General features: G+C 40.0%; 15 protein-coding genes. 6 read left to right on the top strand and 9 right to left on the bottom strand.

Features of this window, described 5'->3' with window-relative positions:
- From BTA34_RS04745 to lrp, 7 genes are all read right to left on the bottom strand, one after another.
- Complete coding sequence (locus tag BTA34_RS04745) at positions 1 to 687, bottom strand: methionine ABC transporter permease (RefSeq protein WP_151434692.1); 687 nt, start codon at positions 685 to 687, stop codon at positions 1 to 3.
- 1 nt (position 688) lies between these two features.
- On the bottom strand, positions 689 to 1,720 hold the full coding sequence (locus BTA34_RS04740) for a methionine ABC transporter ATP-binding protein (protein ID WP_265576219.1): 1,032 nt from the start codon (positions 1,718 to 1,720) through the stop codon (positions 689 to 691).
- A gap of 259 nt (positions 1,721 to 1,979) precedes the next feature.
- On the bottom strand, positions 1,980 to 3,269 hold the full coding sequence (gene serS, locus BTA34_RS04735; RefSeq protein WP_151434691.1) for a serine--tRNA ligase: 1,290 nt from the start codon (positions 3,267 to 3,269) through the stop codon (positions 1,980 to 1,982).
- 118 nt (positions 3,270 to 3,387) lie between these two features.
- Positions 3,388 to 4,737 (bottom strand): replication-associated recombination protein A, encoded by a 1,350-nt coding sequence (locus BTA34_RS04730; protein ID WP_151436728.1) that lies wholly within the window; start codon positions 4,735 to 4,737, stop codon positions 3,388 to 3,390.
- Positions 4,738 to 4,744: 7 nt separating this feature from the next.
- Positions 4,745 to 5,353 (bottom strand): outer membrane lipoprotein chaperone LolA, encoded by a 609-nt coding sequence (gene lolA / locus BTA34_RS04725; RefSeq protein ID WP_075672453.1) that lies wholly within the window; start codon positions 5,351 to 5,353, stop codon positions 4,745 to 4,747.
- Positions 5,354 to 5,466: 113 nt separating this feature from the next.
- Entirely contained in the window at positions 5,467 to 9,147 is a 3,681-nt protein-coding gene (locus BTA34_RS04720; RefSeq protein ID WP_151434690.1) for a DNA translocase FtsK 4TM domain-containing protein, read from the bottom strand.
- Positions 9,148 to 9,279: 132 nt separating this feature from the next.
- A complete protein-coding gene (gene lrp, locus BTA34_RS04715) occupies positions 9,280 to 9,774 on the bottom strand; it encodes a leucine-responsive transcriptional regulator Lrp (RefSeq protein ID WP_004244566.1) in 495 nt (164 codons plus the stop codon).
- Positions 9,775 to 10,318: 544 nt separating this feature from the next.
- Between lrp and trxB the strand changes: the two genes are divergently transcribed.
- The 5 genes from trxB (at position 10,319) to infA (ending at position 16,195) form a co-directional block, all read left to right on the top strand.
- Positions 10,319 to 11,278: a thioredoxin-disulfide reductase gene (gene trxB, locus BTA34_RS04710; protein WP_023581304.1), complete on the top strand. Its 960-nt coding sequence runs from the start codon at positions 10,319 to 10,321 to the stop codon at positions 11,276 to 11,278.
- Between the two features lie 141 nt (positions 11,279 to 11,419).
- On the top strand, positions 11,420 to 13,189 hold the full coding sequence (gene cydD, locus BTA34_RS04705; protein WP_151434689.1) for a heme ABC transporter permease/ATP-binding protein CydD: 1,770 nt from the start codon (positions 11,420 to 11,422) through the stop codon (positions 13,187 to 13,189).
- A 2-nt stretch (positions 13,190 to 13,191) separates the two neighbouring features.
- Positions 13,192 to 14,943 (top strand): heme ABC transporter ATP-binding protein/permease CydC, encoded by a 1,752-nt coding sequence (cydC, locus tag BTA34_RS04700; RefSeq protein ID WP_151434688.1) that lies wholly within the window; start codon positions 13,192 to 13,194, stop codon positions 14,941 to 14,943.
- 1 nt (position 14,944) lies between these two features.
- Positions 14,945 to 15,637 (top strand): leucyl/phenylalanyl-tRNA--protein transferase, encoded by a 693-nt coding sequence (gene aat / locus BTA34_RS04695; RefSeq protein ID WP_151434687.1) that lies wholly within the window; start codon positions 14,945 to 14,947, stop codon positions 15,635 to 15,637.
- Positions 15,638 to 15,976: 339 nt separating this feature from the next.
- On the top strand, positions 15,977 to 16,195 hold the full coding sequence (gene infA / locus BTA34_RS04690; protein WP_004244560.1) for a translation initiation factor IF-1: 219 nt from the start codon (positions 15,977 to 15,979) through the stop codon (positions 16,193 to 16,195).
- Between the two features lie 131 nt (positions 16,196 to 16,326).
- Here the strand turns inward: infA and clpA are convergent, their stop codons facing one another.
- Complete coding sequence (clpA, locus tag BTA34_RS04685; RefSeq protein WP_151434686.1) at positions 16,327 to 18,618, bottom strand: ATP-dependent Clp protease ATP-binding subunit ClpA; 2,292 nt, start codon at positions 18,616 to 18,618, stop codon at positions 16,327 to 16,329.
- Positions 18,619 to 18,648: 30 nt separating this feature from the next.
- On the bottom strand, positions 18,649 to 18,963 hold the full coding sequence (gene clpS / locus BTA34_RS04680) for an ATP-dependent Clp protease adapter ClpS (protein WP_151434685.1): 315 nt from the start codon (positions 18,961 to 18,963) through the stop codon (positions 18,649 to 18,651).
- A gap of 288 nt (positions 18,964 to 19,251) precedes the next feature.
- Between clpS and cspD the strand changes: the two genes are divergently transcribed.
- Positions 19,252 to 19,461, top strand: coding sequence for a cold shock domain-containing protein CspD (gene cspD, locus BTA34_RS04675; protein ID WP_023581298.1), 210 nt, complete (start codon positions 19,252 to 19,254; stop codon positions 19,459 to 19,461).
- Positions 19,462 to 19,493: the final 32 nt, after the last annotated feature.

The following is a 19,493-nucleotide window of genomic DNA, read 5'->3' as shown; positions in this document are numbered from 1 at the left end:
TTATCGTTTATCTATATTTCTTACAACACTATCTCCCAATAACTGAATACATAGCACAATAAATAAAATCACTAATGTTGCAATCCAAACTACATCAAGATGGCTACGCTGAAATCCCTCTAAATAAGCTAAGTTACCCAATCCACCTGCCCCTATTGCACCTGCAACTGCAGTTCCTCCCACTAAAGAAATCAGCGTGACAGTTAAACCAGAAATAAGTGCGGGTGATGATTCTGGCAATAACACTTTAAAGATTAATGTAGGTAAATTAGCACCCATTGAGAGACTTGCTTCTATAACGCCTTTGTCTACTTCACGTAATGCTAATTCAACCAATCGAGCATAAAAAGCAGCGGCTGAAATCACTAATGCAGGTAGTGCTGCATTAACACCTAATATGGTTCCCACAATTAATTTAGTAAAAGGGAACAATAAAATAATCAAAATAATAAAAGGAACGGCTCTAAAGATATTCACAATAAATGAGAGTGTTCGATAAATAAAAATATGTTCTTTATAACCCTCTTTTGCTGTTAAAAATAATGCCACACCAATTAAGATCCCTAATAAGCAGGATAATGCACCAGAAACAAGTGTCATATATAATGTATTTAATGTTTCTTCACCGAGTACATTGAGTTTTAAATGCGGTAAATAGCTATTCAACCAAATTTGTATTTCATCCATATCACACGACCGCTATATCAAATTTATTATTCTCAAGATATTGGATGATTTCATCCGATTTATTATTTAACTGTAAATAAATAAACCCGTTTTCTTGTGAAAAACTGCCTTTTATTAAATTAACAGGCTCATTAAATTTAGAAATTAAATCATAAAGTAAATAGTCATATTTTTTACCCTCTTGCAGTAACAGTTTTATTACTGTGCCTTGCTGCTTTATATTATCAATATCATCACTGCTATCTGTTACATGTACTGATTGTGATAAAAACTGTTGTGTCACTTTATGTTTTGGTTGGTTAAATATTTTGACTACATCGCCTTGTTCAATTATTTTTCCTTGCTCAATAACCGCTACTTTATTACATATCGCTTTTACAACTTGCATTTCATGTGTGATCAACACAATTGTAATATTCATTTTTTGATTAATTTCAGCGAGCAGTGCTAAAATTGTTTGTGTTGTTTTTGGATCTAATGCAGATGTTGCTTCATCACATAATAAAACATCTGGATTATTTGCTAATGCTCTAGCAATACCAACACGTTGTTTTTGCCCGCCACTTAATGTTGATGGATATTCATCAGCTTTATCAGCAAGCCCTACTAACGCCATTAATTCACTCGCGCGCTGAAAACGTTGCTTCTTATCTAACCCTGAAATTTCAAGTGGGAATTCAATATTCTCTCTAACGGTGCGTGACCACAGTAAATTGAAGTGTTGAAAGATCATTCCAATTGAGTGACGGATTTTACGGATCTCACGTTCACTGCTGGTTGTAATGTTGTATTTACCAACAATCACCTCTCCTTTTGTTACAGGCTCTAAGCGATTCAATAAACGAATTAAACTACTTTTTCCTGCACCGCTATAACCAATGATGCCAAAGATATCTCCCTGCTCAATATTCAAATTAATATCATCAACAGCAATAGTTTGCTTTTTCCCTCGCTGATAAATTTTGCTGACATTTTTTAGTGTTATCATTTTAATCAACTCACTTATTAAATGGAAATCTAGACGGCTAAACATCTAGAAATCCAAGTTAATGTCAATATGAGAAATTGTCAAGCAAGGAATGAAAAAGAGATAAACAAAAAAGACATACCTTAGAATTAAATTATTTTTGATACGCTCTTTATTGAGATTTAACTCTAATATAATCAGATATTCTGGCTTTAATGACTTATAAAAAATAAATAAATAGCGTTAAATATTTACTACGGTTAATAAAAAACCCCCGGCCTAAGCAGGGGGTTAAATTATTAATACTCAATTAATTAGATAATAATTAACCGATATATTCTAAACCTTTCATGTATGGGCGTAACACTTCTGGAATTTCAATACGACCATCAGCCATTTGATAGTTTTCCATAATTGCAACTAAAGTACGACCTACTGCTAAACCCGAACCATTTAAGGTATGAACAAGTTGTATTTTCTTATCACCTTTAGAACGGAAGCGTGCTTGCATACGACGAGCTTGGAAATCCCACATATTTGAGCATGAAGAGATCTCACGGTAAGTATTTTGAGCCGGAACCCAAACTTCTAAGTCGTAAGTTTTACGTGAACCGAAGCCCATATCGCCAGTGCAAAGCACAACTTTACGATAAGGTAGATTCAGTAATTGCAGCACTTTTTCAGCGTGACCAGTCAGCTCTTCTAATGCTTCCATTGATTTTTCAGGATGAGCGATTTGAACTAGCTCTACTTTATCAAATTGGTGCATACGAATTAAACCACGAGTATCACGACCATAAGAGCCTGCTTCTGAACGGAAGCATGGTGTGTGAGCCGTCATTTTTAATGGCAAGTCGTCTTCTTCAAGAATGACGTCTCTTACCATATTTGTTACAGGCACTTCCGCTGTTGGAATAAGTGCGTATTGGCTTTCTGCTTCTTCTTCTAACGGTTTAGTGTGGAATAAGTCTTCACTAAATTTAGGTAACTGACCTGTACCGTACAAAGTTGCATGGTTAACCAAGTAAGGAACATACATTTCTTGGTAGCCGTGCTTTTCTGTGTGCAGATCCAACATAAATTGTGTAATAGCACGATGTAAACGTGCAACTTGACCTTTCATCACAACAAAACGTGAACCGGTAATTTTTACCGCAGAAGCAAAATCTAAACCATCTGTTAGCTCACCTAAAGTCACATGATCTTTTAATTCAAAATCATAAGTCTTTGGAGTACCCCAACGAGAAACTTCCACGTTTTCGCTGTCATCTTTGCCATTTGGAACCGCATCATCTGGCATATTTGGGATAGTTAAAACGTAATCACGAATTTCCGCTTGAAGCACTTCAAGTTCGGCTTTTGCAGCTTCAAGTTTTTCACCTAACAGGTTAACTTCTTGACGAAGTGGCTCAATATCTTCACCACGCGCTTTTGCCGCACCAATGGACTTCGATCGAGAATTACGTTCTGCTTGCAGGGATTCAGTTTCAACCTGTAACACCTTACGGCGTTCTTCTTGTTGACGAATTTTTTCCACATTGAGGGTGAAACCCCTGCGAGCCAGTTTTTCGGCGACCGCGTCTAGCTCATTACGCAGTAGATTTGGATCGAGCATGCTTATCCTGTGCTTATTGATAGATTAATAAAAACCTTCTCTCCTATCTTATAAAAAAGATATCTGAAACAAGGCATAGTTAAGAAATTAATGATAATTTAATAACCTTACCGCATCTTTACATTTTGCGATAGCGTTTTGTCGTACTATTTTGATCTTGTTGAGCAAGCCAGTCTAATTTCTCTGCAAGCTTGATCTCTAACCCTCTTTTCACTGGGTAATAGTACTGCGTATCAGCCATTTCTTTAGGGAAATAGACCTCTCCGGCTGCATAAGCATTAGGCTCGTCATGGGCGTATCGATATTCAGCACCAAGCCCCATTTCTTTCATTAATTTTGTTGGTGCATTACGCAAATGCTCAGGTACATCATAATCAGGTTTACTTTTAGCATCAGCAATGGCTGCTTTAAATGCGGTATAAACAGCATTACTTTTGGGAGCGCAAGCCAGATATACAATTGCTTGAGCAATCGCACGCTCACCTTCTGCAGGACCTACACGCGTAAAACAATCCCATGCAGCAATTGCCACTTGCATAGCACGAGGATCGGCATTTCCCACATCTTCGGATGCAATCGCTAATAAGCGACGAGCAACATAAAGTGGATCGCCACCGGCTGTTATGATCCTTGCATACCAATAAAGCGCAGCATCAGGCGCTGAGCCTCTTACCGATTTATGCAATGCAGAGATAAGATCGTAAAAGCGGTCACCTTTATTATCAAAACGAGCACTTCGTTCACCACTGATTTCTGTCAGTAATGCCGGTGCTAATACTCGTTTTCCTTGATTATCAACTTCAGCGATATCCGCCATCATTTCAAGTAAATTCAATGAACGGCGCGCATCACCATTAACCAATTGTGCAATCATTTTGCGTGTATCATCTGGCAGGATAATATTACGTCCGCCTAAACCCCTTTCAGGATCGTCCAGCGCTTGTTGTAGAACTAGCTCAATATCAGCTTCGGTTAATGAGCGTAATAAATAAACTCTTGCTCTGGATAGCAACGCTGAATTTAATTCAAAAGAGGGGTTTTCTGTTGTTGCACCAATAAAAGTGATCGTGCCGTCTTCGATATGAGGTAAAAAGGCATCTTGTTGACTCTTATTAAAACGATGAACTTCATCAACAAATAGGATCGTTCTACGTCCTGCATTGCGGTTTTGGCGCGCAATTTCAATAGATTCTCTGATTTCTTTAATACCCGATGTCACCGCAGATAATCTTTCTATATCAGCTTGCGCATAGCGGCCAATGATCTCAGCAAGGGTGGTTTTACCCGTACCAGGAGGTCCCCATAAGATCATAGAATGCAATTGACCCGCTTTAATCGCTCGAGGCAATGGTTTACCTTCAGCAAGTAAATGAGTTTGTCCGATATATTGCTCCAACGTTTCAGGTCGCATTCTTGCCGCTAAAGGTTGGAACTCATTGCGTGAAAAATCGAGTGATAAATTACTCAAAATATCCTCACTGACGTTGGTCATCCACAGTCACACCCGCAGGAGGAGTAAAGCGAAACGCGGATGCATCGATTGGTGCGGCAGTCTGTGCAGTTAATTGATAATTACTTACCTGACCGTCTTGCTCTGTAGCTGCAAATTGCTGAATTTGTCCGTTAGGTAATACAGTTATCGTAAAATGTTTTAAGTTATTTTCTACTTTAGGTGTTAACTCAAAACGATCACCAGACTGTTTTACATCATAGTTTTGCCATTCTTTACTGTCATTACGTGCGATCAGCATAAAAGGCGTATTGGTTGTGGCACTTTCCAGCCAAGTTGCCGTAACTTGCTCGACAAAAGGATTGTAAAACCACAATGTTTTACCATCAGAGATCAATGTGCTCTCATCCGGCGCTGTCATTTGCCAATTAAACAAATCAGGGCGCTGTACTTTTAAACTGCCTTCCCCTTTTTGAATAAGAGAGCCTTCATTGCTGGTCACGGTTTGACTAAAGTTTGCTTGAAAACTATTTACTTTATTTAATCGTTGTTGCAAATCCTGACGTGCATCAGCCCAAGCGGCTTGGCTACTTATTAATGTCATCGCACACACTGCAAATAATACTTTTTTCATTCTACAAGCCTCGGCATGAGATAACGCCGACATAATGTCGGCGTATAAATTATTGATGATGTTGTGCAGATTACCACGCTATCTCATTAGCTGATAACTGTGTTTTCAAGATATTACATATCTGAAGGCGGTGGTGAAAGGACATCACGCGTATTGTTGTGATTTGGCGCACTGACAATACCTTGCATTTCCATTTGTTCCACAATTCTTGCTGCACGGTTATAGCCAATTCTAAATTGACGTTGTACTCCAGAAATAGAAACACGTTGTTTTTCAACCACAAATTCTACAGCTTGGTCAAATAACGGATCAAGCTCTTCACCATCATCATATCCACCACCACTATTGCCTTCACCTTCTTCGCTACATTTAGTAATGGCTTCAATATACTGAGGACGACCGCGTGCTTTCCAGTCGGTTGCTACTGCATGAACTTCATCATCACTAACAAAAGCACCGTGAACACGTTCTGGCGGATAACCATTAGGAGCATAAAGCATATCACCCATACCGAGTAAAGACTCTGCGCCACCTTGGTCTAAGATAGTTCGAGAATCGATTTTACTTGATACAGTAAACGCGATACGGCTAGGAATATTGGCTTTAATTAACCCTGTAATAATGTCCACAGAAGGTCTTTGCGTTGCAAGTACAAGATGGATCCCCGCGGCACGCGCTTTTTGTGCCAAACGAGCAATCAATTCTTCAACTTTCTTACCTACGGTCATCATTAAATCAGCAAACTCATCAACAACAACCACGATATAAGGCTCTTTTTCCAACATCGGTATTTCTGTTGCCATGCTGTCGCTTGGTTTCCAGAATGGATCAGGAATTGGGCGACCCATCGCTTCTGCTTCTTTAATTCTTTCGTTATAGCCAGCAAGATTACGCACACCTAATGCTGACATTAGTTTATAACGGCGTTCCATTTCAGCCACACTCCAACGCAGAGCGCTTGCGGCATCTTTCATGTCGGTAACCACTTCGGTTAGAAGATGTGGAATACCTTCATAAACCGAAAGCTCAAGCATTTTAGGGTCAATCATAATAAAGCGAACATCTTCTGGTTTCGCTTTATAAAGAATGCTGATGATCATCGCATTCACACCGACAGATTTACCGGAGCCTGTTGTACCGGCAACAAGTAAGTGAGGCATTTTAGCCAGATTGGCAACAACTGGCTGACCACCGATATCTTTACCTAAAACAACAGTCAATGGAGAACGGCTATCACGAAACGCATTGCTATCTAATAACTCATGCATATATACGGTTTGGCGTTTTTTGTTAGGTAATTCCAGCCCTACATAAGGTTTACCCGGAATAACTTCAACAATACGCACCGCAATAGCAGACAATGAACGCGCTAAGTCGCGTGATAAATTTGATATACGTGCCGCTTTTACACCTGGTGCAAGTTCAAGCTCAAAACGAGTGATAACAGGTCCCGGTGAAATACCAACCACCTTGGCTTTAACACGATAGTCATTAAGACGTGCTTCAATAAGTTTACCAATACGCTCAAGCTCGAACATATCAACAGGTTCATCTTCTACTGGTGGCGTTGTTAGTAGATCCAAAGAAGGCATTGGTGTTGTTGGCTTTTGCAACGGTCTATCATTACGCATCAAGAACGGGTGAATTAACGATTCTTGCTGTTGCTGTTGCTGTTGCTGTTGCTGTGCAAAATGCTGAGCCATATTAGGCTGAGGCTCAATACGTGATTGTGGTGCAACTTGTGGCGTAACAGGTTCTGAAACAATCGGTGTAAACACTGGCTCTGTCGGATCTTCATCCAATAGATCATCAATTGGCGAGAATGCCTCTAATGCTGTTAGCTCTCTTTCTAACTCAATTTTAGGGCTGTACTCTTCCTCTTCTTCATCACGAGGCGATATTTGTAGAAATGCATTGCTGGCTGGATATTCAACTTTTTTCTCAATAGTTTGCGTCGGTTGCGCTGATTGTGAAGCAAATGAATGTTGAATATGAGGTTGATAACCTGTGGTTGCTTGCAATGAAGGTGCTGATGTTGATATTTGAGGTAAAACTTCATCTTCGTCATCATCTAACGAAACATCATCACCATAGCGATCCTGCAATTGTTGCTTAAATTGTGCTGCTAATTGTTGCTGATATTGCTCATCTTCATCAATATCACTGTTATTTTCTTCTGAAGAAGAGAATGTATTTGCGGTAACCGTTGGTTCATCACGATAATCATCTTGTTGATGATTAAATGAAGATAATGGCGTTGTAATATTTGGCTGATTGTCTGCTCCAATAATAGCTTCTGGATCAGCACTATCGTTCTCACCATAACGTTCGCGTTGCTGTTCAAGGAATTGCTGACGCAACTCTTGTTCGAAATTCGCTTGTTCTTGGATATCAGCTAATTCATCTTCAGGTTCAGATTGAACGACTTCCTCACGACGACGTAGTTCTGCTTCGCGTTGTGAAGGTATATGAATACCATAAAGCTCACGACGTGTTGGCAGTCGTACTGGATTTGGGCGTGGTAATTCAGGGCCTAATCCTTGTTTAATTTGAGAGCCATGGCTAACAAGAGCACTTGTTGCCACACCTGATGCTACCGCAGCTGCTGCTTGCGTTAAAGAGTCTGTATCAGGTGCTAACGAGAATGTAGGTTCAGCTTTGCCTGCTGGCATAACACTATCTGTTGATACAGACGATGCCTGTGCCATAGGTTTGTCATCAAACGGCATCTCAGCAGGTGTATTTTTTTCTGGCATTGAGTAAGCGAGATCTTGAGGAGCATTGGCTTCTGATTGCGCTTCTTTTTTCAAAAATGCTTCTGGAATATCAAAACGGTAATGTTCTGGTTCTTCCTCTGTATGAGTGGGTTGTGAAACTGTTTCTGGCACAAAAGAAGCAGCTTGTTGCGTCAATGTTTGCGCATGCTCATCTGTTATGTCGTTTGTTGCAGAGAAAGACGGCAAATCATCTTCATGTTCTGCTTTAACTTGTAATGTGTCTATCTCTTGCTGACGAGCTAGTTCAAGTGCTGAAGGCGCAGAAAATAAAATATCATCACTTTCTTCTGTTGTTAATTCTGTTTGCTGATTTTCTTTTTGATTTGAATTTTCAGCTATTTCTGTAACAACGTCTTGAGTATCATCTTCCTCTTCGTCATCTTCGTAATCAGCTTCATTTTGGCCTCTATTGGCAATAAAACCAACACCGCCCAAAATTACGGCACCAATTTTTTCTGTGATTGTTAACCAAGACCAGCCAGTAAACAATGTAAAGCCAATTGCCCACACAGATAACAGAGCAAGAGTAGCACCTAAAACATTAAACCACGGTAATAAGGCTTTACTAAACAAACTGCCAATAACACCACCTGAGCTGAAATTGTAGATATCATCAAAATTAAGATCAGCCAATGCACAAGAGGTAAAGATCAGAGCCAAAGCACCAATCGTGCGAAGTGCAAGGGAAAAGAAGTCGGTATATTCACGGTTTTGTTGGTAGCGTAGAGAATTCCAGCACCCAAAGACCACGACAACAGGAATTGCATAGGCAAGTAAACCAAATGCAGAAAATAGAATATCAGCTAACCATGCCCCGATACTACCGCCTAAATTTTGAATAGGCTCATTCCAAGTGGTTTGTGACCAGCTAGGATCAGAGGGATGAAAGCTAAGTAACGAAACCATTAAAAAGACAGCGCCAATGCCGATGAGGATGAGAATAGCCTCCCAAATACGGCGACGGTTGCTTATCTTTGTTAAACGAATATTTTTATCTTCTGTATATTCCTGGCTCAAAGATGGCTCTCCAGGTTTAACTGAGGGTGAATTAAAACGGAACAACGCTGAGATATCCCAGCGTTGAAACTGTATGCATAAACAGGAGTGTACCTAACTTTTTCCTGCTTTGCACCAACCTATTAAGTTGGCTTAGCGAGTTTTAATTACAAGACGGTTACTTTGTTTAACTTCTTCCATAACCACGTATGTACGTGTGTCATTAACACCTGGAAGACGTAACAGTGTTTCACCGAGTAATTTACGGTAAGCGGACATATCAGGTACACGAGTTTTCAACAGATAGTCAAAATCACCAGAAACTAAATGACATTCTTGGATTTCTTCAAGTTTTTGAACAGCCATATTAAATTGTTCAAAAACATCTGGTGCACCGCGGTTTAATGTGATTTCCACGAATACCAGCAATGATGCATCTAAGTAGTGTGGGTTTAACAGTGCAGTATAACCAGAAATAAATCCTTGGCGTTCTAAACGACGTACACGCTCTAAACAAGGCGTTGGTGATAAACCTACACGCTTAGATAGTTCAACGTTTGAAATACGACCATCTTTTTGAAGCTCATTTAGAATATTCCGGTCTATTCTATCAAGATCTTTACCCGGACGTTTTTTATTATCAATCATCTCTATACTCTCTTTCTCTTTTTCTCTTACTTTATTTTCCTATACCCATACCTGTACACCTTCAGCATCACTGTCGAAACTTCGGTATCAAACGGTCAGAGCAAACTACCAATCTATTTTCTTTTAATCCCAGATAAAAGTTCTATTTTATCCAAATACTCATTAGCAAATATCGTAAAGTAACTATCCTATACCCTGTCTGTCTAAAAAATAATACGTATAACATCCGAGGATAATTATCTTTAACAATCATGTTTTCGCAAATGTACAGCGGATTGTCAAAGCAAATGAGTAAAAATCAGAACAAGGCGCTATGTTATTCTCTATATACGCAAGATAAACATCAATTGTAAAGCAAAATGTTTCAGGTTAATTCGATGATGTTAGCCCAATATAACTCTATAATTATTAAACTATATTAGTATTAACTATTGCTAAAATAGCTAAAATATTATGTCTATTTCTCGTCATTGGCTTTTTTTAACGTCTTATTTCTCCTACAATCCCTCAATTCGCATCACGCCTAATCAGAGATGAGGTACACATGAGCACCATCAAACATAGCAAACTTATTATTTTAGGTTCTGGCCCTGCGGGTTATACCGCCGCCGTTTACGCTGCAAGAGCAAACTTAGAACCAGTACTGATTACGGGTGTTGAAAAAGGCGGTCAGCTGACAACGACAACAGAAGTCGAAAACTGGCCCGGTGACCCAGAAGGGTTAACAGGTCCTGGATTAATGGACCGCATGTTTCAGCACGCTGAAAAATTTAATACAGAGATTATCTCTGACCATATTAATAAAGTCGATCTGAAAAACCGTCCATTTCGCCTATTTGGTGATGAACAAGAATACACTTGTGATGCTTTAATTATCGCAACAGGTGCTTCTGCACGTTATATCGGTTTACCTTCAGAAGAATCTTTTAAAGGCCGAGGCGTTTCAGCTTGTGCAACATGTGACGGATTTTTCTATCGTAATCAGAAAGTCGCTGTTGTCGGTGGCGGAAATACCGCTGTGGAAGAAGCTCTTTATTTAGCAAATATTGCATCAGAAGTTCATCTGATCCACCGCCGTGATTCTTTCCGTTCTGAAAAGATCTTAATTAACCGTTTAATGGACAAAGTTAACAGTGGCAACATTATTTTGCATACTGATCGTACCTTAGACGAAGTTCTTGGCGATGATATGGGTGTGACGAAAGTTCGCTTAAAAGATACTAAGAGCGATAAAACCGAAGAATTAGATGTTATGGGTGTCTTTATCGCTATTGGTCATAGCCCTAATACTGCTATTTTTGATGGCCAATTAGAATTAGACAACGGTTACATCAAAGTGCAATCAGGTACGCAAGGTAATGCAACACAAACCTCTATCGAGGGTGTTTTCGCCGCAGGTGACGTAATGGATCACATTTATCGTCAAGCAATTACCTCCGCAGGTACAGGCTGTATGGCTGCTTTAGATGCAGAACGCTACTTAGACGCACTAAAATCCAACTAAAATCATCACTTCCTTTCAAGGCGCTATTTCAGTAGCGCCTTTTACCATGTAACATACTAGCCTGGTTGCCAAAGCGTATAACTACTTACCCTTGGCCTTTCTGATACTTTGTATCTCACCTGCAGATTTGAATCTTTTCTTATGGATAAAACTAAACAAAGTGAATTGGTTCGATGGCTGAAACAGCAAAGTGCTCCAGCCCGTCGATGGCTACGGCTATCAATGATCCTAGGTGTTGTAAGCGGCTTATTAATTATTGCACAAGCATGGTTATTAGCTGTTTTACTTCAAGCATTTATCATGGACAGTCTGAATCGTGATATGCACATACCTACCTTTCTCACCCTTATTGGTATTTTTATCTTACGCGCTGTGGTGATGGCGATAAGAGAGCGAGTAGGTTATCGCTGTGGTATGGCGGTCAGGCAACAAATTCGTAAAATTGTTCTTGATAGACTTGAAGAGCTAGGTCCTGTTTGGGTTAAAGGCAAACCCGCAGGGAGTTGGGCAACAATTATTCTAGAGCAAATAGAAGATATGCAAGATTACTATGCGCGTTATATCCCGCAAATGTATCTTGCTACCATTGTGCCTATCCTTATTCTTATCACCATCGTCCCTGTTAACTGGGCTGCTGGCTTGATTCTATTTTTCACCGCCCCACTGATCCCGCTATTTATGGCATTAGTGGGATTGGGCGCAGCAGATGCTAACCGCAGAAACTTCCTCGCATTAGGTCGTTTAAGTGGTAACTTCCTCGATAGATTAAGAGGGTTAGATACATTACGGTTATTTAACCGTGGTAATGCCGAAGTTAAACAAATCACCGAAGCAACAGAAGATTTCCGCAAACGTACAATGGAAGTGCTAAGAATGGCATTCCTTTCATCAGGCGTATTAGAATTCTTTACCGCGGTTTCGATTGCTGTTGTGGCTGTTTACTTTGGTTTTTCTTACTTAGGTGAACTCAGTTTCGGTAGTTATGGTTTAGGTGTCACACTTTTCTCAGGCTTTTTAGCGCTGATCTTAGCCCCTGAATTCTTCCAACCTCTGCGTGATTTAGGAACTTACTATCATGCCAAAGCACAAGCCGTTGGCGCTGCAGAATCTCTGGTTGAGTTTTTAGAAGCCGACGGTGAAAAACCACAATTCACAGGCAATGAGCGCCTTAATACCACAGAAAGTATTGAGATAACGGCTCATGAACTAGAAATTCTATCTCATCAAGGTGTCAAACTCGCAGGTCCATTAAACTTTACTATTAACCCTAATCAACGAATTGCGATTGTGGGTCTAAGTGGTGCAGGCAAAAGCTCGCTATTAAATGTGCTGCTCGGCTTTTTACCTTATCGTGGCTCCTTAAAAGTTAATGGCGTTGAATTGACGCAACTCTCGCCTGATGCATGGCGTCAATGTTTAAGCTGGGTTGGTCAAAATCCGAATTTACCCGAACAAACCTTGCTGGATAATATTCGCTTAAGCAATCCTAATGCCAGTGATGAACAAATCAACCTTGCTATTGAAAAAGCCTATGTCAGCGATTTTATTCATGAGTTACCTGACGGCTTAAATACGATTATTGGCGATAGTGCTGCACGCCTTTCTGTTGGTCAGGCTCAGCGTATTGCTGTTGCGCGTGCTTTATTGTCACCTTGTCAATTTTTGTTATTAGATGAACCCGCAGCAAGCCTTGATTCTCATAGTGAACAACGTGTCATGCACGCGCTGAATAATGCCTCATTAAATCAAACGACCTTGCTTATTACGCATCTACTTGAAGAGACATTAGGTTACGACCAAATTTGGGTGATGGAAAAAGGTCAGATTATTGAAACTGGCACTTATGCATCATTAAGCCAACAGAACGGCACTTTTGCTCGCCTTCTTGCTCATCGTAAAGAGGAACTTTAATCATGAGAGTATTGCTTCCTTTTCTTGCGCTCTATCGCCGTCACTGGTTTATGTTATTGCTGGGGATTATCCTTGCAATTCTGACTTTACTGGCGAGTATTGGTCTTTTAACACTATCGGGCTGGTTTTTAGCAGGTACATCTCTTGCGGGTTTTGCGGGTATTTATAGCTTTAACTATATGCTACCAGCAGCGGGTGTTCGAGGTGCAGCAATTTTTCGTACTGCGGGTCGTTATTTTGAAAGGCTTGTCAGTCATGACGCAACGTTTCGCGTATTATCGCACCTACGTGTATTCACCTTTAAAAAGATCCTCCCTCTTTCACCGGGTGGAATTGCACGTTTTCGTCAAGGTGAATTACTTAATCGCTTAGTTGCTGATGTTGAAACGCTCGATCACCTTTATATTCGCGTTATTTCCCCTATTATTGCCGCTTTTGTTGTCATTATGGCAATTATGTTTGGTCTTGGTTTAATCGATGCTCGTTTAGCCAATACGCTGGGTGGCATTATGCTTACCTTGCTGATTGTTTTGCCTTTCGTATTCTACTACGCAGGAAAACCTATTGGCCGTGATCTCACCGACTTACGAGGTCAATATCGCACAGTATTAACCAGCATGTTGCAAGGACAAGCCGAGCTAACTGTTTTTGGCGCATTACCTCGTTTTAGACAAAATTTGGCGCAACTTGAAGCTAAATGGCTGCGTAGACAAGCACAACAAGCAAACTTAACCGGCTTATCGCAATCATTAATGATCCTCGCATCAGGTCTAACAGCAACATTAATTTTATGGCTTGCGGCTGATGGTATCGACAATAGTTTTATGCCAGAAGCGTTAATTGCCTTATTTACATTCTGTGCATTGGCAGCATTTGAGTCTTTAGCGCCTGTTACTGTTGCTTTCCAGCATTTAGGTCAAGTAATGACATCTGCAACACGTATTTCTCATTTAATTGAGCAAAAACCGGATGTCACTTTTCCTGAAAAAGGAGGAGAAACAAACAATCATGCCACACTGACAATGCGCGATATTTGCTTTACTTATCCAGCCCAACCAATGCAAGTCATCAATCACGTTGATTTAACGATTGAAGCAGGACAACACATTGCCTTATTAGGAAAAACGGGGTGTGGTAAATCGACTCTGTTGCAGTTGATCAATCGGGCTTTTGATCCGACTCACGGTACTATCAGCTTAAATAATTTGCCTATTGCTGATTATGATGAAGCGACATTACGTTCAATGATGTCCGTTGTCCCTCAACGCGTTCATGTCTTTAGCCACACATTAAGAGAAAATCTATTGATGGCCAAAGAACAGGCAACAGATGAAGAGCTTAAAGATGTTCTTCAGCAAGTGGGTCTTGGGCAGCTACTTGAAAATGATGAAGGCTTAAATGCATGGATGGGTGATGGTGGTAGACAGCTCTCTGGTGGCGAGCAGCGACGTTTAGGGCTGGCAAGAGCGTTACTCCACAATGCCCCTCTTGTATTGCTTGATGAGCCAACAGAAGGCCTTGATGCCGATACAGAACAGCAGATCCTTGCGCTCTTACATCAGCATTGCCAAGGTAAGGCTGTATTAATGATCACTCACAGACTTCACGGTTTAGATAAAATGGATAAAATCTGCGTTATGGATGGCGGAAAAATCGTTGAAACAGGCACTCATGCTTCGTTGTTACAACAACAAGGGCATTATGCTAAATTTCATCAAAGACAGGCTCTATTAACACCAACTCACGAGGCATAATATGCCGTTGTTTCAATTGGATGATAGTGATTTAGATTTTCCAGAGCCTCACTTAGCGTTAAAAGAGCCTAATGGTTTATTAGCGATAGGGGGAGAAATCTCCCTTTCACGATTACGCGTTGCATATCAATCGGGTATTTTCCCTTGGTATTTCCCTAATGAAGAACCATTATGGTGGTCACCCGATCCAAGAGCCGTTTTACCGGCTGGTGATTTGCATATTGGGCGCAGTTTACGTAAATTTATTCGGCATCAGCCTTATAAAATTACGTTAAATCATGCCTTTGCTTCAGTGATTGAAGCATGTTCTGTACGTGAAGAAGGAACGTGGATAGGTCCTGATATCAAAGCAGGTTATGAAGAGCTTCATCAACAAGGTGAAGCTCACTCTGTTGAGGTTTGGGAAGGTGATGAACTCGTTGGAGGATTATATGGTGTAAACATGGGTGCCGTTTTTTGTGGCGAATCTATGTTTAGCCGTAGAGATAACGCTTCTAAATGTGCCTTTATTGCTTTTTATAACCATTTTCTTCGTTATGGGGGTCAACTATTTGATTGTCAGGTGCTAAACTCTCATACTGCCTCGTTAGGTGCCACTGAGATCTCTCGTGAACATTATTTAGTTGCGTTATCTCGTTGGAAAAAAGTGATTATTGATAAAAAGTGTTGGTATCAGCAATCGTTGGAATTATAATCACTGCTTGTTTTTGTAAAGCCCTTCTTATTTAAGACAGAATTGAGAATGTCATTCTGTTATTTATGCAAAAAGGTTTATACAAAAATTTTATCTTACACACCCATTATGTGGTTAGGGTGCTGTTATTTTATTGCTACAAATACCACAAAATAAAGAATTACGACTTCTGTTATTACTTTTACTTTAGCAAAGTAAAACGCAAGTTGCGGTAAGGATGTTAAGTGCAATAGCAAGGTAAACACCATTGCTATCCAATAACATTCCTTTACATAGGACAATATTTTCGGCATTATCTTGCCGTTTAAAAAATATGGTTATTAAAACTTAGAGGATTAGATGGCCAAAGAAGACAACATTGAAATGCAAGGCACTGTACTGGATACTCTGCCAAACACGATGTTCCGCGTAGAATTAGAAAACGGACACGTCGTTACCGCTCATATCTCAGGAAAAATGCGTAAAAACTATATTCGTATCCTGACAGGCGACAAGGTTACCGTTGAGCTGACCCCATATGACCTGAGCAAAGGCCGTATCATCTTCCGTAGCCGTTGATCCCAATCTGTTCTCTCCCGCTATTGTCATATAACGGGTGAAAAAAACACCACAGGCAAGGCATTTATTGATGCTCACCTGTGGTGTATGCTTTTATAACTTATATAGCTTAGTGAGATTAAACGCTATCTTTAGATAACGGTATCTTCATTCTTAGCCAGTTTCTCTTGGCTAACAAACTCATAATTCAATTTGCCTGCCAGCTTATCGAGTGTTACTGAAACTGAACCGCCATTAACAAGAGAACCAAATAAAATCTCGTTAGCTAATGGTTTTTTCAAGTTTTCTTGAATAACACGCGCCATTGGTCTTGCGCCCATCGCTTTGTCATAGCCTTTATCACATAACCATTGACGTGCTTCTTGGCTAACTTCTAGCGATACCCCTTTATCATCTAACTGCACTTGCAGTTCGACAATAAATTTATCCACAACCATAGAGATAATTTCTGGTGATAAGGCATTAAACCAAATAATACTATCTAAACGGTTACGGAACTCAGGTGAGAAGGCTTTTTTGATTTCGACCATCGCATCAGTACTATTATCTTGCTCTGTAAACCCAATCGATTTACGTTGCGTTTCACGCACGCCCGCATTAGTTGTCATCACTAAAATAACATTACGGAAATCGGCTTTACGCCCATTGTTATCCGTTAATGTGCCGTTATCCATTACCTGTAACAGGATATTGAATACATCAGGATGCGCTTTCTCAATTTCATCAAGTAACACAACGGAATATGGATTTTTAATAACAGCGTCTGTTAATAATCCACCTTGGTCAAAACCAACATAACCAGGAGGAGCACCAATTAAGCGACTGACCGTATGTCTTTCCATATATTCTGACATATCAAAGCGTAGCAGTTTAACATTCAACGCTTTTGCTAACTGTACAGTGACTTCCGTTTTACCTACCCCAGTAGGACCCGCAAATAAGAACGACCCCACCGGTTTATTATCTTGGCTTAATCCTGCACGGCTCATCTTAATCGATTCAGATAAGGCATGGATTGCTTGATCCTGACCGAATACCAACATTTTTAATTGGTTATCGAGATTTTTCAGTATTGATTTATCGCTACTAGAAACTGTTTTTTCAGGAATTCGTGCAATTTTAGCCACGACCGACTCAATATCTGAGACATTAATGGTTTTTTTACGTTTGCTTGGTGCAATTAAACGTGTTTTTGCACCCGCTTCATCAATGACATCAATAGCTTTATCAGGTAGATGTCTATCAGTAATGTATTTAACCGATAAGTCCACCGCAGCCTGAATAGCTTTATTGGTATAACGCACATCATGGTGTGCTTCGTATTTCTGGCGCAATCCTTTGATGATCAAAACCGTCTCATCTGGAGATGGCTCAATTACATCAATTTTTTGGAAACGACGCGCGAGCGCTCTGTCTTTTTCAAAGATATTGCTAAATTCTTGATAAGTCGTAGAGCCTATAACACGAATTCGACCACCAGATAACAATGGCTTAATTAAGTTTGCCGCATCAACCTGTCCCCCCGATGCCGCTCCTGCACCAATAATGGTGTGGATCTCATCAATAAATAAGATGCTTTTTTCATCTTTTTCGAGGGTTTTCAGTAATGCTTTAAAGCGTTTTTCGAAATCACCACGATATTTTGTTCCCGCTAATAGCGAACCAATATCGAGTGAGTAAATTGTGTAACCTTTCATCACATCAGGCACATCATCTTGCTCAATACGCCATGCAAGCCCTTCTGCGATAGCTGTTTTACCAACACCCGATTCACCCACTAATAATGGGTTATTTTTGCGACGACGGCATAATACTTGGATTGTTCTTTCTAATTCAGCTTGGCGCCCAATTAGGGGATCAATTTTACCTTGGCGCGCTAACTGATTAAGGTTAGTGGTAAAATTATCCATATGATCGTCACTTTGAGGCATCTCTTGTTGAGATTGTGCGTTCATATCATTCATGTCAGAAAGATCTTCGTTTTGTTGATCTTCTTTTGAAATGCCATGAGAAATAAAGTTAACGACATCAAGGCGACTAACGTCGTGTTTACGTAATAGGTAAGCTGCGTGAGACTCTTGTTCACTAAAAATAGCCACCAGCACATTTGCGCCAGAGACTTCATTTTTGCCTGATGATTGAACATGAAAAACAGCGCGCTGTAATACACGCTGAAAACTCAGCGTTGGCTGTGTTTCTCTGTCCACATTTTCAGGCAGAATTGGGGTCGTTTTACGAATAAAGACTTCAAGCTCTTCGCGTAAGACTGCTAGATCGACTTTACAAGCTTCCAATGCTTCGCGTGCCGATTTATTACTTAATAGCGCCAACAGCAGGTGCTCTACAGTCATAAATTCGTGTCTGTTATCACGGGCTTTCGCGAATGCAACATTAAGACTCAGCTCTAATTCGTGATTAAGCATAAGCACCTCCTCCTTAAAAGACTAACCGGATCATGCCTGTTCAAGAGTACATAAAAGTGGGTATTCGTTTTCTCTCGCATACAGATTAACTTGCGCCACTTTTGTTTCAGCAATGTCCGCACTATAAACCCCACAAACTCCTTTTCCTTTATGATGAACGTCCAACATAATTTGCGTTGCTTTTTCCTCGCTAAGGAAAAAATACATCGTAAGCACTTCTACAACAAAATCCATGGGGGTGTAATCATCATTATTCAAGATCACCTTATACATTGATGGTGGCTCATTTTTCTGATGAACATCTTCCCTTAACGTGGTTTCTGTTAAAAAATCAAACTGACCCATTGTTTTGTATTACTCATAGTTTTGTTAAATGTCACTTTCAATTATGACATTTAGTTTACCATCTCACAGGAAAGTCTGCCTATCAACGCTTTTTTATTCCTTCTTTTTACATTCAAAAAATTATAAAGCGTTAGCTACATCAAAATTTCATCTACCCGAAACACTTTCTACCCTCTTCACCTCTTGACGATTGAAACAATAAAATAGAGTATGTTTTATGAACAGCTCAGTAAATATACTGAAAGTGATGTTAAACAAATAAATACAAGTATATGAGAGAAGCTAAGTATGGAGACAGGTACAGTAAAGTGGTTCAATAACGCTAAGGGTTTTGGTTTTATTACCCCAGCAAAAGGTGGCGATGATATTTTTGCCCACTATTCAACAATCAGAATGGAAGGTTACCGCACACTTAAAGCGGGGCAGAAAGTTAATTATAGCACGATAAAAGGACCTAAGGGTGATCATGCTGACCTTATCATTCCTATTATCGAATAGAAGGTAATTACAGCATAGGTGATCCCAATAAA

Source organism: Proteus sp. CD3 (assembly GCF_008808075.1).
GTDB lineage: Bacteria > Pseudomonadota > Gammaproteobacteria > Enterobacterales > Enterobacteriaceae > Proteus > Proteus appendicitidis.
This window is presented reverse-complemented; position numbering and strand designations above follow the sequence as displayed.